Below are 13,006 nucleotides of genomic sequence, written 5' to 3'. Positions count from 1 at the left end.
GAGCTCCCCATGGGAAGTGGAATCTGGTCGACCGACGTCTACGACGCCGCCGACCGCTACCGCCGCGCCACCGGCGCCAGCGCGTTCGCCTACAGCGACTCCGGCGCCAGCACCGTCCACAGTGCACTCGACCCGAAGGGGGTCGGCAAGCGGGAGAGCCGCGACTCCGACGAGCACCCCGACTCGGTCGCCATCGCCGTCATGTTCGACGTCACCGGCTCGATGGGTTCCGTGCCCCGGGTCCTGCAGCAGAAGCTGCCGCAGTTGCTCGGTCTGCTCCTGCGCAAGGGGTACGTCAAGGACCCGCAGATCCTGTTCGGCGCGATCGGCGACGCCACCTGTGACCGCGTGCCGCTGCAGGTCGGGCAGTTCGAGTCCGACAATCGCCTCGACGAGGACCTCGGCCGGTTCGTGCTCGAAGGCGGCGGCGGTGGCCAGATGACCGAGTCCTACGAGCTCGCGATGTACTTCATGGCCCGGCACACCAGCATCGACTGCTACGAGAAGCGGGGCAAGCGCGGGTACCTGTTCATCATCGGCGACGAGCAGGCGTACGGCCGGGTCAAGCCGGGCGAGGTCCGCGACGTCATCGGCGACAAGCTCGGCGAGCCGATCGCGCTGCGGGCGATCGTCGAGGAGGTGCGCCGCATGTACGACACCTACTACATCCTGCCGGCCGGCTCGTCGTACGCGGGCAACACCACCATCCTCGACTTCTGGAAGGACCTGCTGGGGCAGAACGTCATCGCCCTGGACGACCTCGATGCGGTCTGCGAGACGATCGCGCTGACCGTCGGCCTCGGCGAGGACACCATCGACCTGGACGAGGGCCTCGACGACCTGCGCGACGTCGGCTCGACCGCTACCGTCTCGGTGGGCAAGGCGCTCGCGCGCATCGGCGGCAACCGCGCGCCGCTCGCGACCGGTTCGGCGCCCACGATGACCGGCACCACCGCTGTGGAACGGTTGTAGTCATGGGGCACGTCATCGTCGTGGACCTGGGATACGGGGACTGCGGCAAGGGGACCGTGGTCGACCACCTCTGCGCCACGCGTGACGTGCACACCGTGGTGCGCTTCAACGGGGGCGCCCAGGCCGCGCACACCGTCGTGCTCGGCGATGGACGCAAGCACACGTTCGCACAGTTCGGGTCGGGCACGTTCCGGCCCGGCGTGCGGACCCACCTGTCCCGGTTCATGGTGGTCGACCCCCTGGCCCTCGCAGCCGAGGCCGACCACCTCGTGGGCCTCGGCGTCCACGACGTCTGGGACCGGCTCACCGTCGACTGCGCCGCGCTGCTGTCCACGCCGTACCACCGCGAGGCCAACCGGGCCCGGGAACTCGCCCGCGGCTCCGGTCGACACGGATCATGCGGGATGGGCGTCGGGGAAACCATGTCCTATGCGCTGTCCCATGTGGATGATGCGCCGCGGGTGTCGGACTGCCTCACCCCGTCGGTGTTGCGGGCGAAGCTCGAGCGGCTCCGCGCCTTCCTGGGCGTCGACGGCCCACCGGTGGACGCCTGCGTCGAGGCGTTCGCCGCCTTCGCCGCCACGGTGTCCATTGTGGACGGTCTGCGGATCGAAGGGCCGTGCGTGTTCGAGGGCGCGCAAGGGGTACTGCTGGACGAGTGGCACGGCTTCCACCCGTACACCACCTGGAGCACGACCACGTTCGCCAACGCCGAGGCGCTCCTGGGCGGCGAACCCGCCTACCGCCTCGGCGTGCTGCGCACCTTCACCACCCGCCACGGCGCCGGACCGCTCGTCACGGAGGACCCGGCACTGCCGATCACCGACCCGAACAACCCCACGAACCCGTGGCAGGGCGCGTTCCGGGTCGGCCACTTCGACGCCGTCGCGCACCGCTACGCCCTGGACGTCTGCGGCGGCGTCGACGGGCTCGCCCTCACCCACCTCGACACCGCGGCGTCGAACCCGGCCCTGCGGATGTGCGTCACCTACGACGGCACCGTGCCGACCCGCGGCGTCACCGGCGACCTCGACCGGCAGGAGCGGCTGACCCGCGCACTGCTGGCCAGCCGGCCGCGGCTGGTGCCGGTTTCCTCGGTTTCGTCTTGGTCCGCGGCGATCTCGGAGGAGCTGGCGACGCCCGTGGTGCTCGAGTCGTGGGGCCCGCGTTCGGAGGACAAGACATCCACCGATTCGGCCCCTTCCCCGGCCCCTCAGCTGACATGCTGAAGCGACACCTCAGTCGCACCACAGTTGAACCTCAGGCCGCTGTGTGACGCTGCGACCGCACAAGGCGGCCACGAGGGGGACACGGCATGGGATTCGATCGCGGCGCGTTGAACGCTGTCCTGCTCGCCACCACGGCGGGCCTCGTGATCGGCGGCGCGGTCGGGATCGTCTCCCCCACATTCGCGGAGGCCGGGCCGTCGGCGCCGCGCTCCCGCCCGCCGGCGACGGTGGTCACGGATGTCTCCGTGCTCGGCGCGGACCACATGGACATCACGGTCCGCTTCAGTAACACGGGTCGGGTGGTGCGGCATGTCGCTTCCACGGATGTCAGCGTGTCGGCGGGGGCTGTGGTCCTTCGCCCTCGTGCGGGTGTCGCGGTCGATGTGCGGCCCGGGGCTACGGTGAATTCGACGTTTACGTTTGATGCGCCTCCGGCGGGGGCGTCGCTGGTGTTCAGTGTTCCTGGTGAGGCGCTGGCGCTCTGACGCTTGTTGGTATGAGCGGGCGTGTCAGGTCGCTGGTTGCGGTTCGCGGTTCTGGTCAGCATGACCTTCAAATATTCGCCCAAACGTTGCGGGGACTTGATGGCACCGCAACGTTGGGCGAATATTTGAAGGTCATGAAAACCACGACAAGCGAAGCCCAGCCCCGGGCAACTAGGGCTGGAAGCGCTCCCGACGCACCACCGGCCGCCGCCCCTTGAGCGTGGTCCGGCGCAGCGTGTCGATCACCTCGTCAACCGCCCCCTCCGGCACCTCCACCAGCGAGAACCGGTCAGTGATCTCGATGGCCCCGATGTCCCGCCCGCTCAGGCTCGACTCACCCGTGATCGCCCCGACCAGATCCTGAGGGCGGATCCCCGCGGCCCGACCGGCACCGACGAAGAGCCGGGTCATGCCGCCCGCCGGCACCCGCCGCCCGCCCGCCTCGCGGCCGCGGCCGCGGCCGTCGGCGTCACGGACCGCGATGCGACGCCCGGGGCCCGAGGTCCGCTCGCCGGGGCCGAACCGGTCACCGGTCTCACGCGGCGCCCGGAGGGTGATCTCGGGGATCTCCTCCTGGTCGCCGTCGCCGATGCCGGCCGCCTCGTGGGCGAGCTTGACCGCGGCGATGGCGATCTCCATCAGGTCGAACTCGTCGCTGAGGGTCTCCACCACCACGCGGAACTGCGACAGGGCGGCGTCGTCGGCGACGAGGCTCTCGTGCAGGGCGGCGCGGGTCAGCTCGAGGCGGCGGGCGCGCAGGTCGGCGACGGTCGGCACCTTCTCGATGCTGATGCGCTGCTTGGTGATGCGCTCGATGGTCTTGAGCATCCGGTGCTCGCGGGGCTCGGCGAGGGTGATGGCCACGCCCTCGCGGCCGGCACGGCCGACCCGGCCGATGCGGTGCACGTAGGACTCGGGGGCCGACGGGACGTCGTAGTTGACGACGTGGGTGAGGTGCTCGACGTCCAGGCCGCGGGCGGCGACGTCGGTGGCGACGAGCAGGTCGGCGGTGCCGTTGCGCAGGCGGGCCATGACCCGGTCGCGCTGCTCCTGGCCCATGCCGCCGTGCAGGGCCTCGGCGCGGTAGCCGCGGCCGTTGAGGGTCTCGGTGAGCTGGTCGACCTCGTCGCGGGTGCGGCAGAAGACGAGGGCGGCGCCGGGGGCCTCGACGTCCAGGACCCGGCCGAGGGCGGCAGGCTTGTGGGCGCGGGTGACGACATACGCGACCTGGCGGACCAGCGGCGCCTCGCCGGCGGCGGTGGGCTCGCGGCCGATCTGGATGCGGACCGGGTCGTTGAGGTGGCTGCGCGCCAGACCGTCGATGCGGGGCGGCATCGTGGCGGAGAACAGCACCGTCTGGCGGTCCTCCGGGGTCTCCTGCAGGATCGCCTCGATGTCCTCGGCGAAGCCCATGTCGAGCATCTCGTCGGCCTCGTCGAGGACGACGACGCGCAGGTCGTGCAGGTGCAGCGTGCCACGGCTGATGTGATCGAGGGCGCGGCCCGGGGTGGCGACGACGACGTCGACGCCGTTTTCGAGGGCGCGCAGCTGGCGGCCGATGGGCTGGCCGCCGTAGATCGGCAGGACGCGGGTGCCGAGGTCCTTGCCGTAGCGGTGGATCGCCTCGGACACCTGCACGGCCAGCTCACGGGTGGGCACGAGGATGAGCGCCGAGGGGTTGTCGCCGCCGGGCGCGGGGATGGTCTGCAGCAGCGGCAGCGAGAACGCGGCCGTCTTGCCGGTGCCGGTGGCGGCCTGGCCGAGCAGGTCCCGGCCGGCGAGCATCGGCGGGATCGCCTCGCGCTGGATCGGGGTCGGCTCCTCGTAGCCGAGGGTGGTCAGAGCCTTGAGCAGTTCGTCCCGCAAGCCCAGTTCGGCGAAGCCGGTATCTTCATTGGTGCCTGCGGTCACGGTGGTGCTCCTCAATCGTGGCATTCGTGGCGTCTCTATCATCCCAGGCCCGGCTGCCGGGCGCCGGGGCGGTGCGTCCGGATGTGATCTGCGACCAGCGCAAGGACCGGTGCCGGCGACAAAACACAGAGCCGACTGGTACAACGACCGGATGGCCGACGACGACTGGCAGTCCCAGCGAGCCCGAGCGGTGGCGCACCACGGCGCCGAACTCGACCGGCGGCGCGCCGTGGAAGCCGAGCAGGCCACGGCACTGATCACCGCGTTCGTCGCGGACGCAAAAGCGCAACAACTCCCGACGGAGTCATTGCGGGCCCGTTCGTACAGCGGCCGCTCCTACCGTACGCCCCTGCACGGCTGGTACCTTAATAGTGACCGGACGATCGCGGTGGGTGATGACGGTCAGTACTACTCGCTGCTGGTGCCGCCGAGCGCGACCGGCTGGCTGACCGGGGTGACGCCGCAGCCTGAGAGGCCCAGGCTGATCGTCGGCGAGGGCGCCCGCGACGGCGAGTCGATCCCCCTGGAGAAGCTCCTCGCGCAGCGCCTCAAAAAAGAATGAACGCCGGCGGCACCTCGTCGGTGAGCCAGACGCCGTTGCCGGAGACGTAGAACGGGTGCCCGGCCCGGGCCATCTCCCCCGCCATGACGGTGAGGATCGCGACGGCGCCGCCACGGCGGGTGCCGACCCGGCGGGCGGTGTCCGCGTCGGGTGAGAGGTGCACGTGGTGCCGGCCGCCGCGGTTGAGCCCGGTCGCCCGGATCGACTCGAGCGCCGCCGCGCCGGTGCCGTGGAAGAGCACCTCCGGCGGCTCCTGCGGGGTGAGGCCCAGGTCGACCGGGACCGAATGACCCTGGTTCGCCCGGATCCGCTCGACCCCGTCGGGGCCGGTCTCCACCGCGAAGCGCTGCTTGTCGTTGCCGGCCACGACCTCGTCGAGGACGGGCCGGGAGATGCCCATGGCGCCCAGGAACGTCTCGACGGGCACCCAGCCGGCGGGGTCGAGGGTCAGGCCGACCCGCGCGGGGTCGTGGCGCAGCGCCTTCGACATCCGCTTACTGATCTTGACGACCTCGCGGTACTCCATAGCAGTCTCATTCTGCGGCAGGCGTCCAGCTATTAAGCCCGACCACCACGCGGTCGGGCCGCAGCAGCACCGCGCGCCGGCGGCCCATCCAGCGGCGCAGCGCACCGGTCGGGTCGAGTGCCGGGGTCACCCACAGCACCCGGGCCCCGCCGTGCTTCATGACAACGCCCGGACGGCACAACACCGCCCAACCGGAGCCCAGGACGTCGTCGAGGGGCACGTCGCGGCCTTCCCAGTGCACGGTCGGCTGCGGCGCGAGGGTCCCGGCGCGACGCCCCCGGCCGACATGTCGCAGCGGCGGGCTGGTGGAGCGCAGCGCGAGGCCCTTCAACCCGGGCAGCCGCCACACCGCGCCCAGCACGACCCGCCGCACCGCCGCCGCGCGGTCCTGGCCCCCGGTCATCGCCCAGCCCGCCACGATCGCGAGCCGGATCTGGGCCCTGGCATGTGGTTGACGTTCGCGTTGGTACGAATCCAGCAGGGCCGGGCTGCCCGATGCCAGCTTCCACGCCAGGTTGTGGGCGTCGCGCAGCCCGGCGCCGAGCCCCTGGCCGATGAACGGCGGGGTCTGGTGCGCCGCGTCGCCGAGCAGGAACACCCGGTCACGCCGCCACGTGGAGGCGATCCTGGCCCGGAACGTGTATTCCGCGGACCGCACCACCGTCACCGAGGCGCCGGCGAGCCACGGCGCGAGCAGCGCCGGCACGTCGAGGCTGGACTCGCCGTCGTGCAGGCGGAACTCCCACCGGTACCGATGCCGCCCCAGCTGCATGAAGGTCGCCGCCCGGTGCGGGTCGCAGACCTGGTGGACGCCGCCCCACGCGGCCAGGTCGCGGTCGGTGACGCCGTCGATGACCAGCCACCGCTCCTCGAACCCCAGGTCCTCGAGGGTGGCGCCGATGAGGGACCGGACCGTGCTGTTGGCGCCGTCGCAGCCGAGGACCGCGGACGCCGCGACCGTCCGCTCCCCCTCACCCGAGGTGTAGGTGACGGAGGTGGAGGTGACCGCGGTAACGGTGACGCCGCCGCGGAACTCGATCAGCGGCAGCTCGGCGACCCGGTCCCGCAGCAGCCGCTCCAGGTCGGGCTGGTCGAACATGTTGGCCTGTGGCCAGCCGTGCGGCCCGGGGCCGGGGTCGCGGCGGAACTCGGCCATGACCCGGTGCCGGCCGTCCAGCAGCCGCAGCCCGAGGCCCGGGCGGCTCACCTCGGCGAAGCGGGCCGCGATCCCGAGCTCCTGCAGGATCCGCATCACCTCGTCGTCGACGTGGACGGCGCGGGGCAGCGGGTACGGCGTCGGGTAGCGGTCCAGCAGCAGGCACGGCACGCCGCGCTGGGCGAGCAGGATCGCGGAGGCGGCACCGACCGGTCCCGCCCCCACGATCACCACTGGATCCACGCCCGCGAGGTTACGTCATGCGCAGCGGGTCCCGTTGAGCGTGAACGCGGCCGGCACCGCGTTGGTGCCGTTCCAGTTCGCCAGGAACCCGAACGAGACGGTGCCGCCGGCGGGGATGTTCGCCGTGTAGCTGACGCTGGTCGCCGTGACCGCCGCGCCGGACTGGGCGTAGGTGGCGCCCCACGCCTGGGTGAGGACCTGGCCGTTGGGGAAGCTCCACGCGAGGTTCCAGCCGTTGACCGGGGTGGTGCCGGTGTTCGTCACCTTCACGTCGCCCTGGAAGCCGCCCGGCCACTGGCCGGCGACGCTGTAGACGACCTTGCACGTGCCGGCGGGCTGCGAGTTCGACGGCGACGGCGAGGTGGACCGCGACGGCGAGGGTGACGCCGACGAACGGGACGGCGACGGCGAGGTCACTCCCCCGTAGACGGTCGCCTCGCGGGCCGTGGCCTTGATGCCGTTGGCGCCGTTGAAGATGCGCTCACCCCAGCTGGTGAGCTGCGCGGGGTTGAAGCCGGTGGCCATGTCGAGGTACTCCACGCCGCCGCCGTTGCCGCTCCACGACCAGCCGAGGTAGCCGATCTTCAGCGACTGCGTGGTCGCCATGATGGTGTCCTCGTCGGGGTTGCCGTCGGAGTGGTTGAAGCCGAACTCGCCGACCACGATCGGCAGCTTCGCGGTGACGAACCGGTTGAGGTAGTCGTTGATCTCCGCGGCGGTGTCGAAGACGCCGTACATGTGGATCGAGAACACGGTGTTCTTCAGCGGGTCGGCGGCGAAGACGGTCGCCGCGTTGTCGCGCATGGTGTACGACCAGTCCTGCCCCCAGTTCGGCGCGTCGATCATGATGGTGTGCTCGAAGCCGTTGCTGCGCAGGCGTTTGATCGCGTTGGCGCTGTCGGTGGCCCAGTTGGCGACGCTGGCCGCGTTGTTGCCGTAGGGCTCGTTGCCGATGTTCACGATGATGTACTTCTCCTGGCCGACGAGCGCGCTCTTGATGCTCAGCCAGTAGTCGACCGCCCGGTCGAGGGTGATCGCGCCGGTCTGCTCGCCGTAGCCGGTGGTGTCGTGCGCCTCCAGGACGCAGATGAGGCGGTTGGCCTTGCACAGCGACACGACGTTGGCGACGTCGGCGGTGTCGTTCTTCGTCCACCGGTCACCGGTGGCGAGCACGACCCGCACGGCGTTGGCGCCGAGGGCCTTGACGTTGGCGAAGGAACTGGTCTGCGTCGGATACCAGGTGTGTGCGTGACTGACGCCGCGCATGACGAACTCGGCGCCGTTGGCGTCGTAGAGCCTGCCGTTGCTGACGGTGAAGCCGGTCGCCGCCTGCGCAGGCTGCACGGCGACGAGCACCGCCGCCACCGCCGCCAGCACCGCAGCCGCGGCGAGGGTGATCCGGGTCCTCATGATGGTTGCCTCCTAGTGGGTTCGAGGCAACGTATGAAGCGCTTCAGTAGACCGTCAACGATGTCAGGTCCGGGCCGCAGGTCGGCGGCGTGAGCGGTGTGAAACTTCCAGCGCCGGGTAACTGCGGCCCCGTACCACACGGATCGCACCCAGGCAGGAGAAGTAGATGGCCATCGACAACCCGTCCGACCTGTTCCTCTACGAGCTGTCCGGCATGTACGACGCCGAACGCAAGAGCAACCACCTCGTGGGCGAGATGCTGAACCAGGCCGAGCACAGCCCCCTGGCGCAGATCCTGCGCGCCCAGCAGCAGCAGGGGCAGCAGAAGATCCAGAACATCGAGACGTGTTTCGCGATGATGGAGATGGAGCCGGCGGAGGTGCCGTGCGCGACCCTCGACGGGATGCGGGCGGAGTTCCAGGCGTTCACCGGGCAGCGGCCGTCCATCGAGGCGATGGAGATCTACGCCGTGGACGCGGAGACGAAGCTGGCCCACTACGGCATCGCCGGTTACCGCGGGCTGATCGACAAGGCCCTGCTCATGGGCGAGATGCAGTGCGCGCAGATCCTGCAGACCAACCTGGTGCAGAAGCAGGAGAACGCCGGCACGTTCGAGCGGATCAGCCACGAGCTCGGGCAGCGCGTGGCGATGAGCGTGTGAGCCTTGCCAAGCCGGAGGGGGCCCCGACATCGGGCCCCCTCCGGTCCCCGGCCGGCCGGCCGGGCCTCGGTCAGCCGCCGAGGGACGCTGCGGCCGAGGCGATCGCCGAGGCGAAGGTGCTCACCTGGGAGTAGACGCCCGGGTAGTTCGGGCGGGCACAGCCGTTGCCCCAGCTGACGATGCCGACCTGGATCCAGGCGTTGGCCGCGTCGCGGCGGAACATCGGGCCGCCCGAGTCGCCCTGGCAGGTGTCGGTGCCGCCGGCCGCGTACCCGGCGCAGATCTCGTCGTTCGGGATCAGGTCGGGATACGAGTTGTCGCAGGTGGAGTCCGCCACGTACGGCACGGTCGCCTTGAGCAGGTAGCGCTGTTGCGCGCCGCCCTCCCGCGCCGCGCCCCAGCCGGCGACGGTGAAGGTGCCGGTGTTGTACGTGGTGTTCGTCGCGATCGGCAGCGTGGCCAGGCCGCTGACGGGTGAGGCGAGCCGGATCAGCGCCCAGTCCTTGCCGTTGCCGTTGTACCCGGGCGCCCGGTACACGTAGTTCGACCGGACCTGGATCCGGCTGGACGACTGGAGGTCGACCACGCCGAGCGTCGCGGTGATGCTGGTGTTGGTGCCGGTGCCGTTGACGCAGTGCGCCGCGGTCAGGACCAGCCGCGGGCTGTAGAGCGCACCACCGCAGCCCATCGACAGGCGCACCATGAACGGGAACTCGCCCTGCGCCGCGCGGGTGCCGCCGACGACGTCCTGCTGGGCGTGCGCCACGCCCGGCAGGACCCCGAGCACGGCGATGACGGCGGTCAGGACCGCCAGGAGCCTACGTACCATCCGAGAGCCTCCCCAACGAGTTGGATGATGGGGAGGATGATATCCATCGATTCGATACCTATGGATATATCGTCCGGCTCATACTGCCGACCACGATGCTGGTCTCGGTCTCCGGGTCGGTGACGGTGCGCGGTTCGAGCCCGGCGGCGCGCAGGACCCCGTGCGCGGCGTCCAGTTGCGCGTCGCCGGCCTCGGTCAGCAGGTGCCCGCCGGGCGCCAGCCAGTCCGGTGCCTGCGCCGCGACCCGCCGCAGCACCCGCAGCCCGTCGTCGCCGCCGTCCAGCGCCGCGCGCCGCTCGTGCACCCGGAACTCCTCGGGCAGGAACGCGATCTGGGCGGTCGGCACGTAGGGCACGTTCGCCAGGAGGACGTCGACCCGGCCGCGCAGGTCGTCGGGCAGCGCGTCGAAGAGGTCACCCTCGTACACCTCGGCGCCCGTTGCGTTGCGTCGCGCACACGCGACTGCGGCGGGGTCGATGTCGGCCGCTACCAGGCGGACATCGGGGATGCCACGGGTCGCGGTCACGCCGAGCGCACCGGTGCCACAGCACAGGTCGAGCACCGTCTGTCCACTGTGGAGTAGTTCGCGGGCGGTAGTGGCGAGCAGTTCGGTGCGGTGCCGCGGGATGAACACGCCGTCGGCAATGGCGAACCGCTCCCCCGCGAACATCGCCCACCCGACGAGGTACTCGATCGGATGCCCCGCGACACGCCGCTCCACGAGCTCGTCGAGGGCCGCGGCGTCACCGGCGGCGGCCTCGGTGAGCAGCGCCGCCTCGTCCTCGGCGAACACGCATCCGGCGGCCCGCAACCGCTCGATCAACCGCTCGATCACAGTGGGCACGCCGCACTGTAGCCCGCGTTAGGCTGACGTGTGCGCGCTGTCATGCTGTCCGGCCCCGGTCCGGTCGAGAATCTCCAGGTCGTCGAGGTGCCCACACCCGAGCCGCCGCCGGGCTGGGTGCGGATCCGGGTGAAGGCGGCCGGGCTCAACCGCTCCGAGCTGCACACCCGCCTCGGCTACGCCGACGGCGTCGTCTTCCCCCGCGTCCCGGGCATCGAGGCGACCGGCGTCGTCGACGACCCCAACGGCACCGACCTCACCACCGGCCAGCAGGTCGCCACGATGATGGGCGGCATGGGCCGCACCTTCGACGGCGGCTACGCGCAGTACACCGCGGTGCCCCGCGACCAGGTCATCCCGTTCGTGTCCGAACTGCCCTGGGAGGCGATCGGGGCGGTGCCGGAGACGCTGCAGACGGCGTACGGCTCGCTCACCACCGGCCTGGACCTGCGGGCCGGGCAGACCCTGCTGATCCGCGGCGGCACGTCGTCGGTCGGCCTGGCCGCGGCGGCCCTCGCCCGCGACCTCGGCGCCACCGTGCTGTCCACGACCCGTTCGCCGGACCGGTTCGCCGCGCTGTCGGCCGTCGGCGTCACCCACCCGCTCGTCGACGACGGCTCGGTCGCGGCCCAGGTGCGCGCCCTGTTCCCGGCCGGCGTCGACGCGGCCCTCGAACTCGTCGGCACCCCAACGCTGCCGGACACCCTCGCCGCGACCCGGGTCCACGGCACGGTCTGCTTCACCGGCATGCTGTCCAACGAGTGGCTGGTCCACGACTTCTACCCAATCGGCTACCTGCCCACCGGGGTGCGTCTGACCGCGTACGGCGGCGAGGCGAGCGACCTGCCGGCCGCCGTCCTGCAGCGCTACCTGGACCGGATCGCCACCGGCGAGGTGACGCTCGGCCCGGTCCACACGTATCCCCTCGACGACATCCGCGCCGCGCACACCGACCTGGAGCTCGGCACGAAGGTCGGCAAGCTGGTGGTGCTGCCGTGAGCTCTGACTTCGGTCGCCTTGTCGCGGACGCCATGGCGGCACCGGTCGAGGGCTGGGACTTCTCCTGGCTGGAGGGGCGGTCGCAGGGCGGTCAGCCGTCGTGGTCCTACCGCGACCTCGCCCGCGAGCAGCTCGACCGTGCCTCCTCAGTGCTGGACGTCGACACCGGCGGCGGCGAGCTGCTGTTCGACCTGGCGCCGCTGCCCGCGCACGCCGTGGCGAGCGAGGCGTGGCCGCCGAATGTCACGGTCGCCGCGGACCGGCTCGCCCCGCTCGGGGTGAGCGTCCGGCAGTCCATCGGGCCGCTGCCGGCCGGCGACGCCGAGTTCGACCTGGTGCTCAACCGGCACGGCGCCTGCGACGCCGGCGAGCTGGCCCGGGTCCTGCGGCCCGGCGGGATGCTGCTCACCCAGCAGGTCGGCAGCGATGACTGCGCGTCGCTGAACACCGCGCTCGGCGCGCCACCGGCGTATCCGACGGGCAGCTGGGACGCCGCTGTCGCCGGCGCGGCCCTGACCGCGGCCGGGTTCACGCTGGTGGAGGTCCGCGAGGAGCACCCCGAACTGACCTTCACCGACGTCGGCGCCCTGGTGTTCCAGCTGCGAATGGTGCCGTGGCAGGTGCCCGACTTCACCGTCGAACGCTACGACGAGGCGCTGCGCCGCCTGCACGACCTCGGCCCGATCGTCACGCACGCCCACCGGTTCCTGATCCTGGCGTCGCGGTAGCCCTGCGAGGGAACGGGGGCGGGTGCCCGGGCGTGTAGGAGTGTGACGATTCGCAGAAGGACACTCCTCGCGGCCGCAACCGCAACCGCCACCGGCGCTGCTGCCGTGTTGCCGGGGCGCGCCGTCGCGGCCGCCACCGCCGAGCTCACCGTGCACGCCGTCGGCCGAGACGGCGCGCCCTCGCCGGCGTTCGTCGAGGTGATCCGGACCGACCGACCGGCCGAACCGATCGGGCTCCCCTTCGCCGGGACGGTCCGCGTGTCCCTGGACCGTGGCACGTACCTGGTCTCCGTCGAGGTGCAGGGATCCGGTGCACGGACCTGGCTCGTGCAGCCCTCGCTGCGGGTCGACGGGCCTCTCGTGGTGACCGCCGACGCGCGCGCCGGGCGGCCGGTCGCGATCGCCGTGCCGCGCGCCGACGCCCGGCCCGAGCTGCTCGAGGTCCGGTACC

At 71.5% G+C, this 13,006-nt stretch carries 13 protein-coding genes; 7 read left to right on the top strand and 6 right to left on the bottom strand.

Annotated elements, in window-relative coordinates:
* Positions 1 to 9: 9 nt before the first annotated feature.
* The 3 genes from ACFPIJ_RS63680 to ACFPIJ_RS63670 all read left to right on the top strand — a co-directional run bounded on the left by ACFPIJ_RS63680 (position 10) and on the right by ACFPIJ_RS63670 (position 2,686).
* Entirely contained in the window at positions 10 to 972 is a 963-nt protein-coding gene (locus ACFPIJ_RS63680; RefSeq protein ID WP_380129295.1) for a hypothetical protein, read from the top strand.
* Positions 973 to 974: 2 nt separating this feature from the next.
* On the top strand, positions 975 to 2,201 hold the full coding sequence (locus ACFPIJ_RS63675) for an adenylosuccinate synthetase (protein WP_380129294.1): 1,227 nt from the start codon (positions 975 to 977) through the stop codon (positions 2,199 to 2,201).
* An 86-nt stretch (positions 2,202 to 2,287) separates the two neighbouring features.
* Positions 2,288 to 2,686, top strand: coding sequence for a hypothetical protein (locus ACFPIJ_RS63670; RefSeq protein ID WP_380129293.1), 399 nt, complete (start codon positions 2,288 to 2,290; stop codon positions 2,684 to 2,686).
* Positions 2,687 to 2,857: 171 nt separating this feature from the next.
* On the opposite strand, the gene ACFPIJ_RS63665 is transcribed toward ACFPIJ_RS63670, so the two are convergent.
* The gene (locus tag ACFPIJ_RS63665; protein WP_380129292.1) at positions 2,858 to 4,621 is read right to left on the bottom strand and encodes a DEAD/DEAH box helicase; all 1,764 of its coding nucleotides are present in this window, start codon (positions 4,619 to 4,621) and stop codon (positions 2,858 to 2,860) included.
* 127 nt (positions 4,622 to 4,748) lie between these two features.
* Between ACFPIJ_RS63665 and ACFPIJ_RS63660 the strand changes: the two genes are divergently transcribed.
* Positions 4,749 to 5,159: a hypothetical protein gene (locus tag ACFPIJ_RS63660; RefSeq protein ID WP_380129291.1), complete on the top strand. Its 411-nt coding sequence runs from the start codon at positions 4,749 to 4,751 to the stop codon at positions 5,157 to 5,159.
* On the opposite strand, the gene ACFPIJ_RS63655 is transcribed toward ACFPIJ_RS63660, so the two are convergent.
* Genes ACFPIJ_RS63655 through ACFPIJ_RS63645 form a run of 3 tightly spaced genes read right to left on the bottom strand, consistent with a single transcriptional unit; the run spans position 5,146 to position 8,494 of the window.
* A complete protein-coding gene (locus ACFPIJ_RS63655) occupies positions 5,146 to 5,685 on the bottom strand; it encodes an RNA 2'-phosphotransferase (RefSeq protein WP_380129290.1) in 540 nt (179 codons plus the stop codon). The genes ACFPIJ_RS63660 and ACFPIJ_RS63655 overlap by 14 nt on opposite strands.
* A 7-nt stretch (positions 5,686 to 5,692) precedes the next feature.
* A complete protein-coding gene (mhpA, locus tag ACFPIJ_RS63650) occupies positions 5,693 to 7,084 on the bottom strand; it encodes a bifunctional 3-(3-hydroxy-phenyl)propionate/3-hydroxycinnamic acid hydroxylase MhpA (RefSeq protein WP_380129289.1) in 1,392 nt (463 codons plus the stop codon).
* Positions 7,085 to 7,099: 15 nt separating this feature from the next.
* Positions 7,100 to 8,494 (bottom strand): cellulase family glycosylhydrolase, encoded by a 1,395-nt coding sequence (locus tag ACFPIJ_RS63645; protein WP_380129288.1) that lies wholly within the window; start codon positions 8,492 to 8,494, stop codon positions 7,100 to 7,102.
* 166 nt (positions 8,495 to 8,660) lie between these two features.
* On the opposite strand from ACFPIJ_RS63645, the gene ACFPIJ_RS63640 reads away from it, so the two are divergent.
* Entirely contained in the window at positions 8,661 to 9,155 is a 495-nt protein-coding gene (locus ACFPIJ_RS63640) for a YciE/YciF ferroxidase family protein (RefSeq protein WP_380129287.1), read from the top strand.
* A gap of 70 nt (positions 9,156 to 9,225) precedes the next feature.
* Here the strand turns inward: ACFPIJ_RS63640 and ACFPIJ_RS63635 are convergent, their stop codons facing one another.
* On the bottom strand, positions 9,226 to 9,984 hold the full coding sequence (locus ACFPIJ_RS63635; RefSeq protein ID WP_380129286.1) for a S1 family peptidase: 759 nt from the start codon (positions 9,982 to 9,984) through the stop codon (positions 9,226 to 9,228).
* 58 nt (positions 9,985 to 10,042) lie between these two features.
* Complete coding sequence (locus tag ACFPIJ_RS63630) at positions 10,043 to 10,819, bottom strand: putative protein N(5)-glutamine methyltransferase (RefSeq protein WP_380129285.1); 777 nt, start codon at positions 10,817 to 10,819, stop codon at positions 10,043 to 10,045.
* A gap of 39 nt (positions 10,820 to 10,858) precedes the next feature.
* Here ACFPIJ_RS63630 and ACFPIJ_RS63625 point away from each other — a divergent pair, with 39 nt between their 5' ends.
* On the top strand, positions 10,859 to 11,827 hold the full coding sequence (locus ACFPIJ_RS63625) for a zinc-binding dehydrogenase (RefSeq protein WP_380129284.1): 969 nt from the start codon (positions 10,859 to 10,861) through the stop codon (positions 11,825 to 11,827).
* Positions 11,824 to 12,555, top strand: a complete 732-nt coding sequence (locus tag ACFPIJ_RS63620; RefSeq protein ID WP_380129283.1) for a class I SAM-dependent methyltransferase — start codon at positions 11,824 to 11,826, stop codon at positions 12,553 to 12,555. Before ACFPIJ_RS63625 ends, ACFPIJ_RS63620 begins: the two co-directional genes overlap by 4 nt.
* Positions 12,556 to 13,006: the final 451 nt, after the last annotated feature.

Source organism: Dactylosporangium cerinum (assembly GCF_042653625.1).
GTDB lineage: Bacteria > Actinomycetota > Actinomycetes > Mycobacteriales > Micromonosporaceae > Dactylosporangium > Dactylosporangium cerinum.
The sequence above is the reverse complement of the archived record's forward strand: the minus strand, read 5'-3'. Positions and strand labels throughout refer to the sequence as shown.

Excerpts from the sequence above, each read along its gene's own strand:
- ACFPIJ_RS63670 (WP_380129293.1), top strand. The coding sequence starts at position 2,288 with ATGGGATTCGATCGCGGCGCGTTGAACGCTGTCCTGCTCGCCACCACG.
- ACFPIJ_RS63655 (WP_380129290.1), bottom strand. The coding sequence starts at position 5,685 with ATGGAGTACCGCGAGGTCGTCAAGATCAGTAAGCGGATGTCGAAGGCG.
- ACFPIJ_RS63675 (WP_380129294.1), top strand. The coding sequence starts at position 975 with ATGGGGCACGTCATCGTCGTGGACCTGGGATACGGGGACTGCGGCAAG.
- ACFPIJ_RS63635 (WP_380129286.1), bottom strand. The coding sequence starts at position 9,984 with ATGGTACGTAGGCTCCTGGCGGTCCTGACCGCCGTCATCGCCGTGCTC.
- ACFPIJ_RS63665 (WP_380129292.1), bottom strand. The coding sequence starts at position 4,621 with ATGCCACGATTGAGGAGCACCACCGTGACCGCAGGCACCAATGAAGAT.
- ACFPIJ_RS63680 (WP_380129295.1), top strand. The coding sequence starts at position 10 with ATGGGAAGTGGAATCTGGTCGACCGACGTCTACGACGCCGCCGACCGC.
- ACFPIJ_RS63645 (WP_380129288.1), bottom strand. The coding sequence starts at position 8,494 with ATGAGGACCCGGATCACCCTCGCCGCGGCTGCGGTGCTGGCGGCGGTG.
- ACFPIJ_RS63660 (WP_380129291.1), top strand. The coding sequence starts at position 4,749 with ATGGCCGACGACGACTGGCAGTCCCAGCGAGCCCGAGCGGTGGCGCAC.
- ACFPIJ_RS63640 (WP_380129287.1), top strand. The coding sequence starts at position 8,661 with ATGGCCATCGACAACCCGTCCGACCTGTTCCTCTACGAGCTGTCCGGC.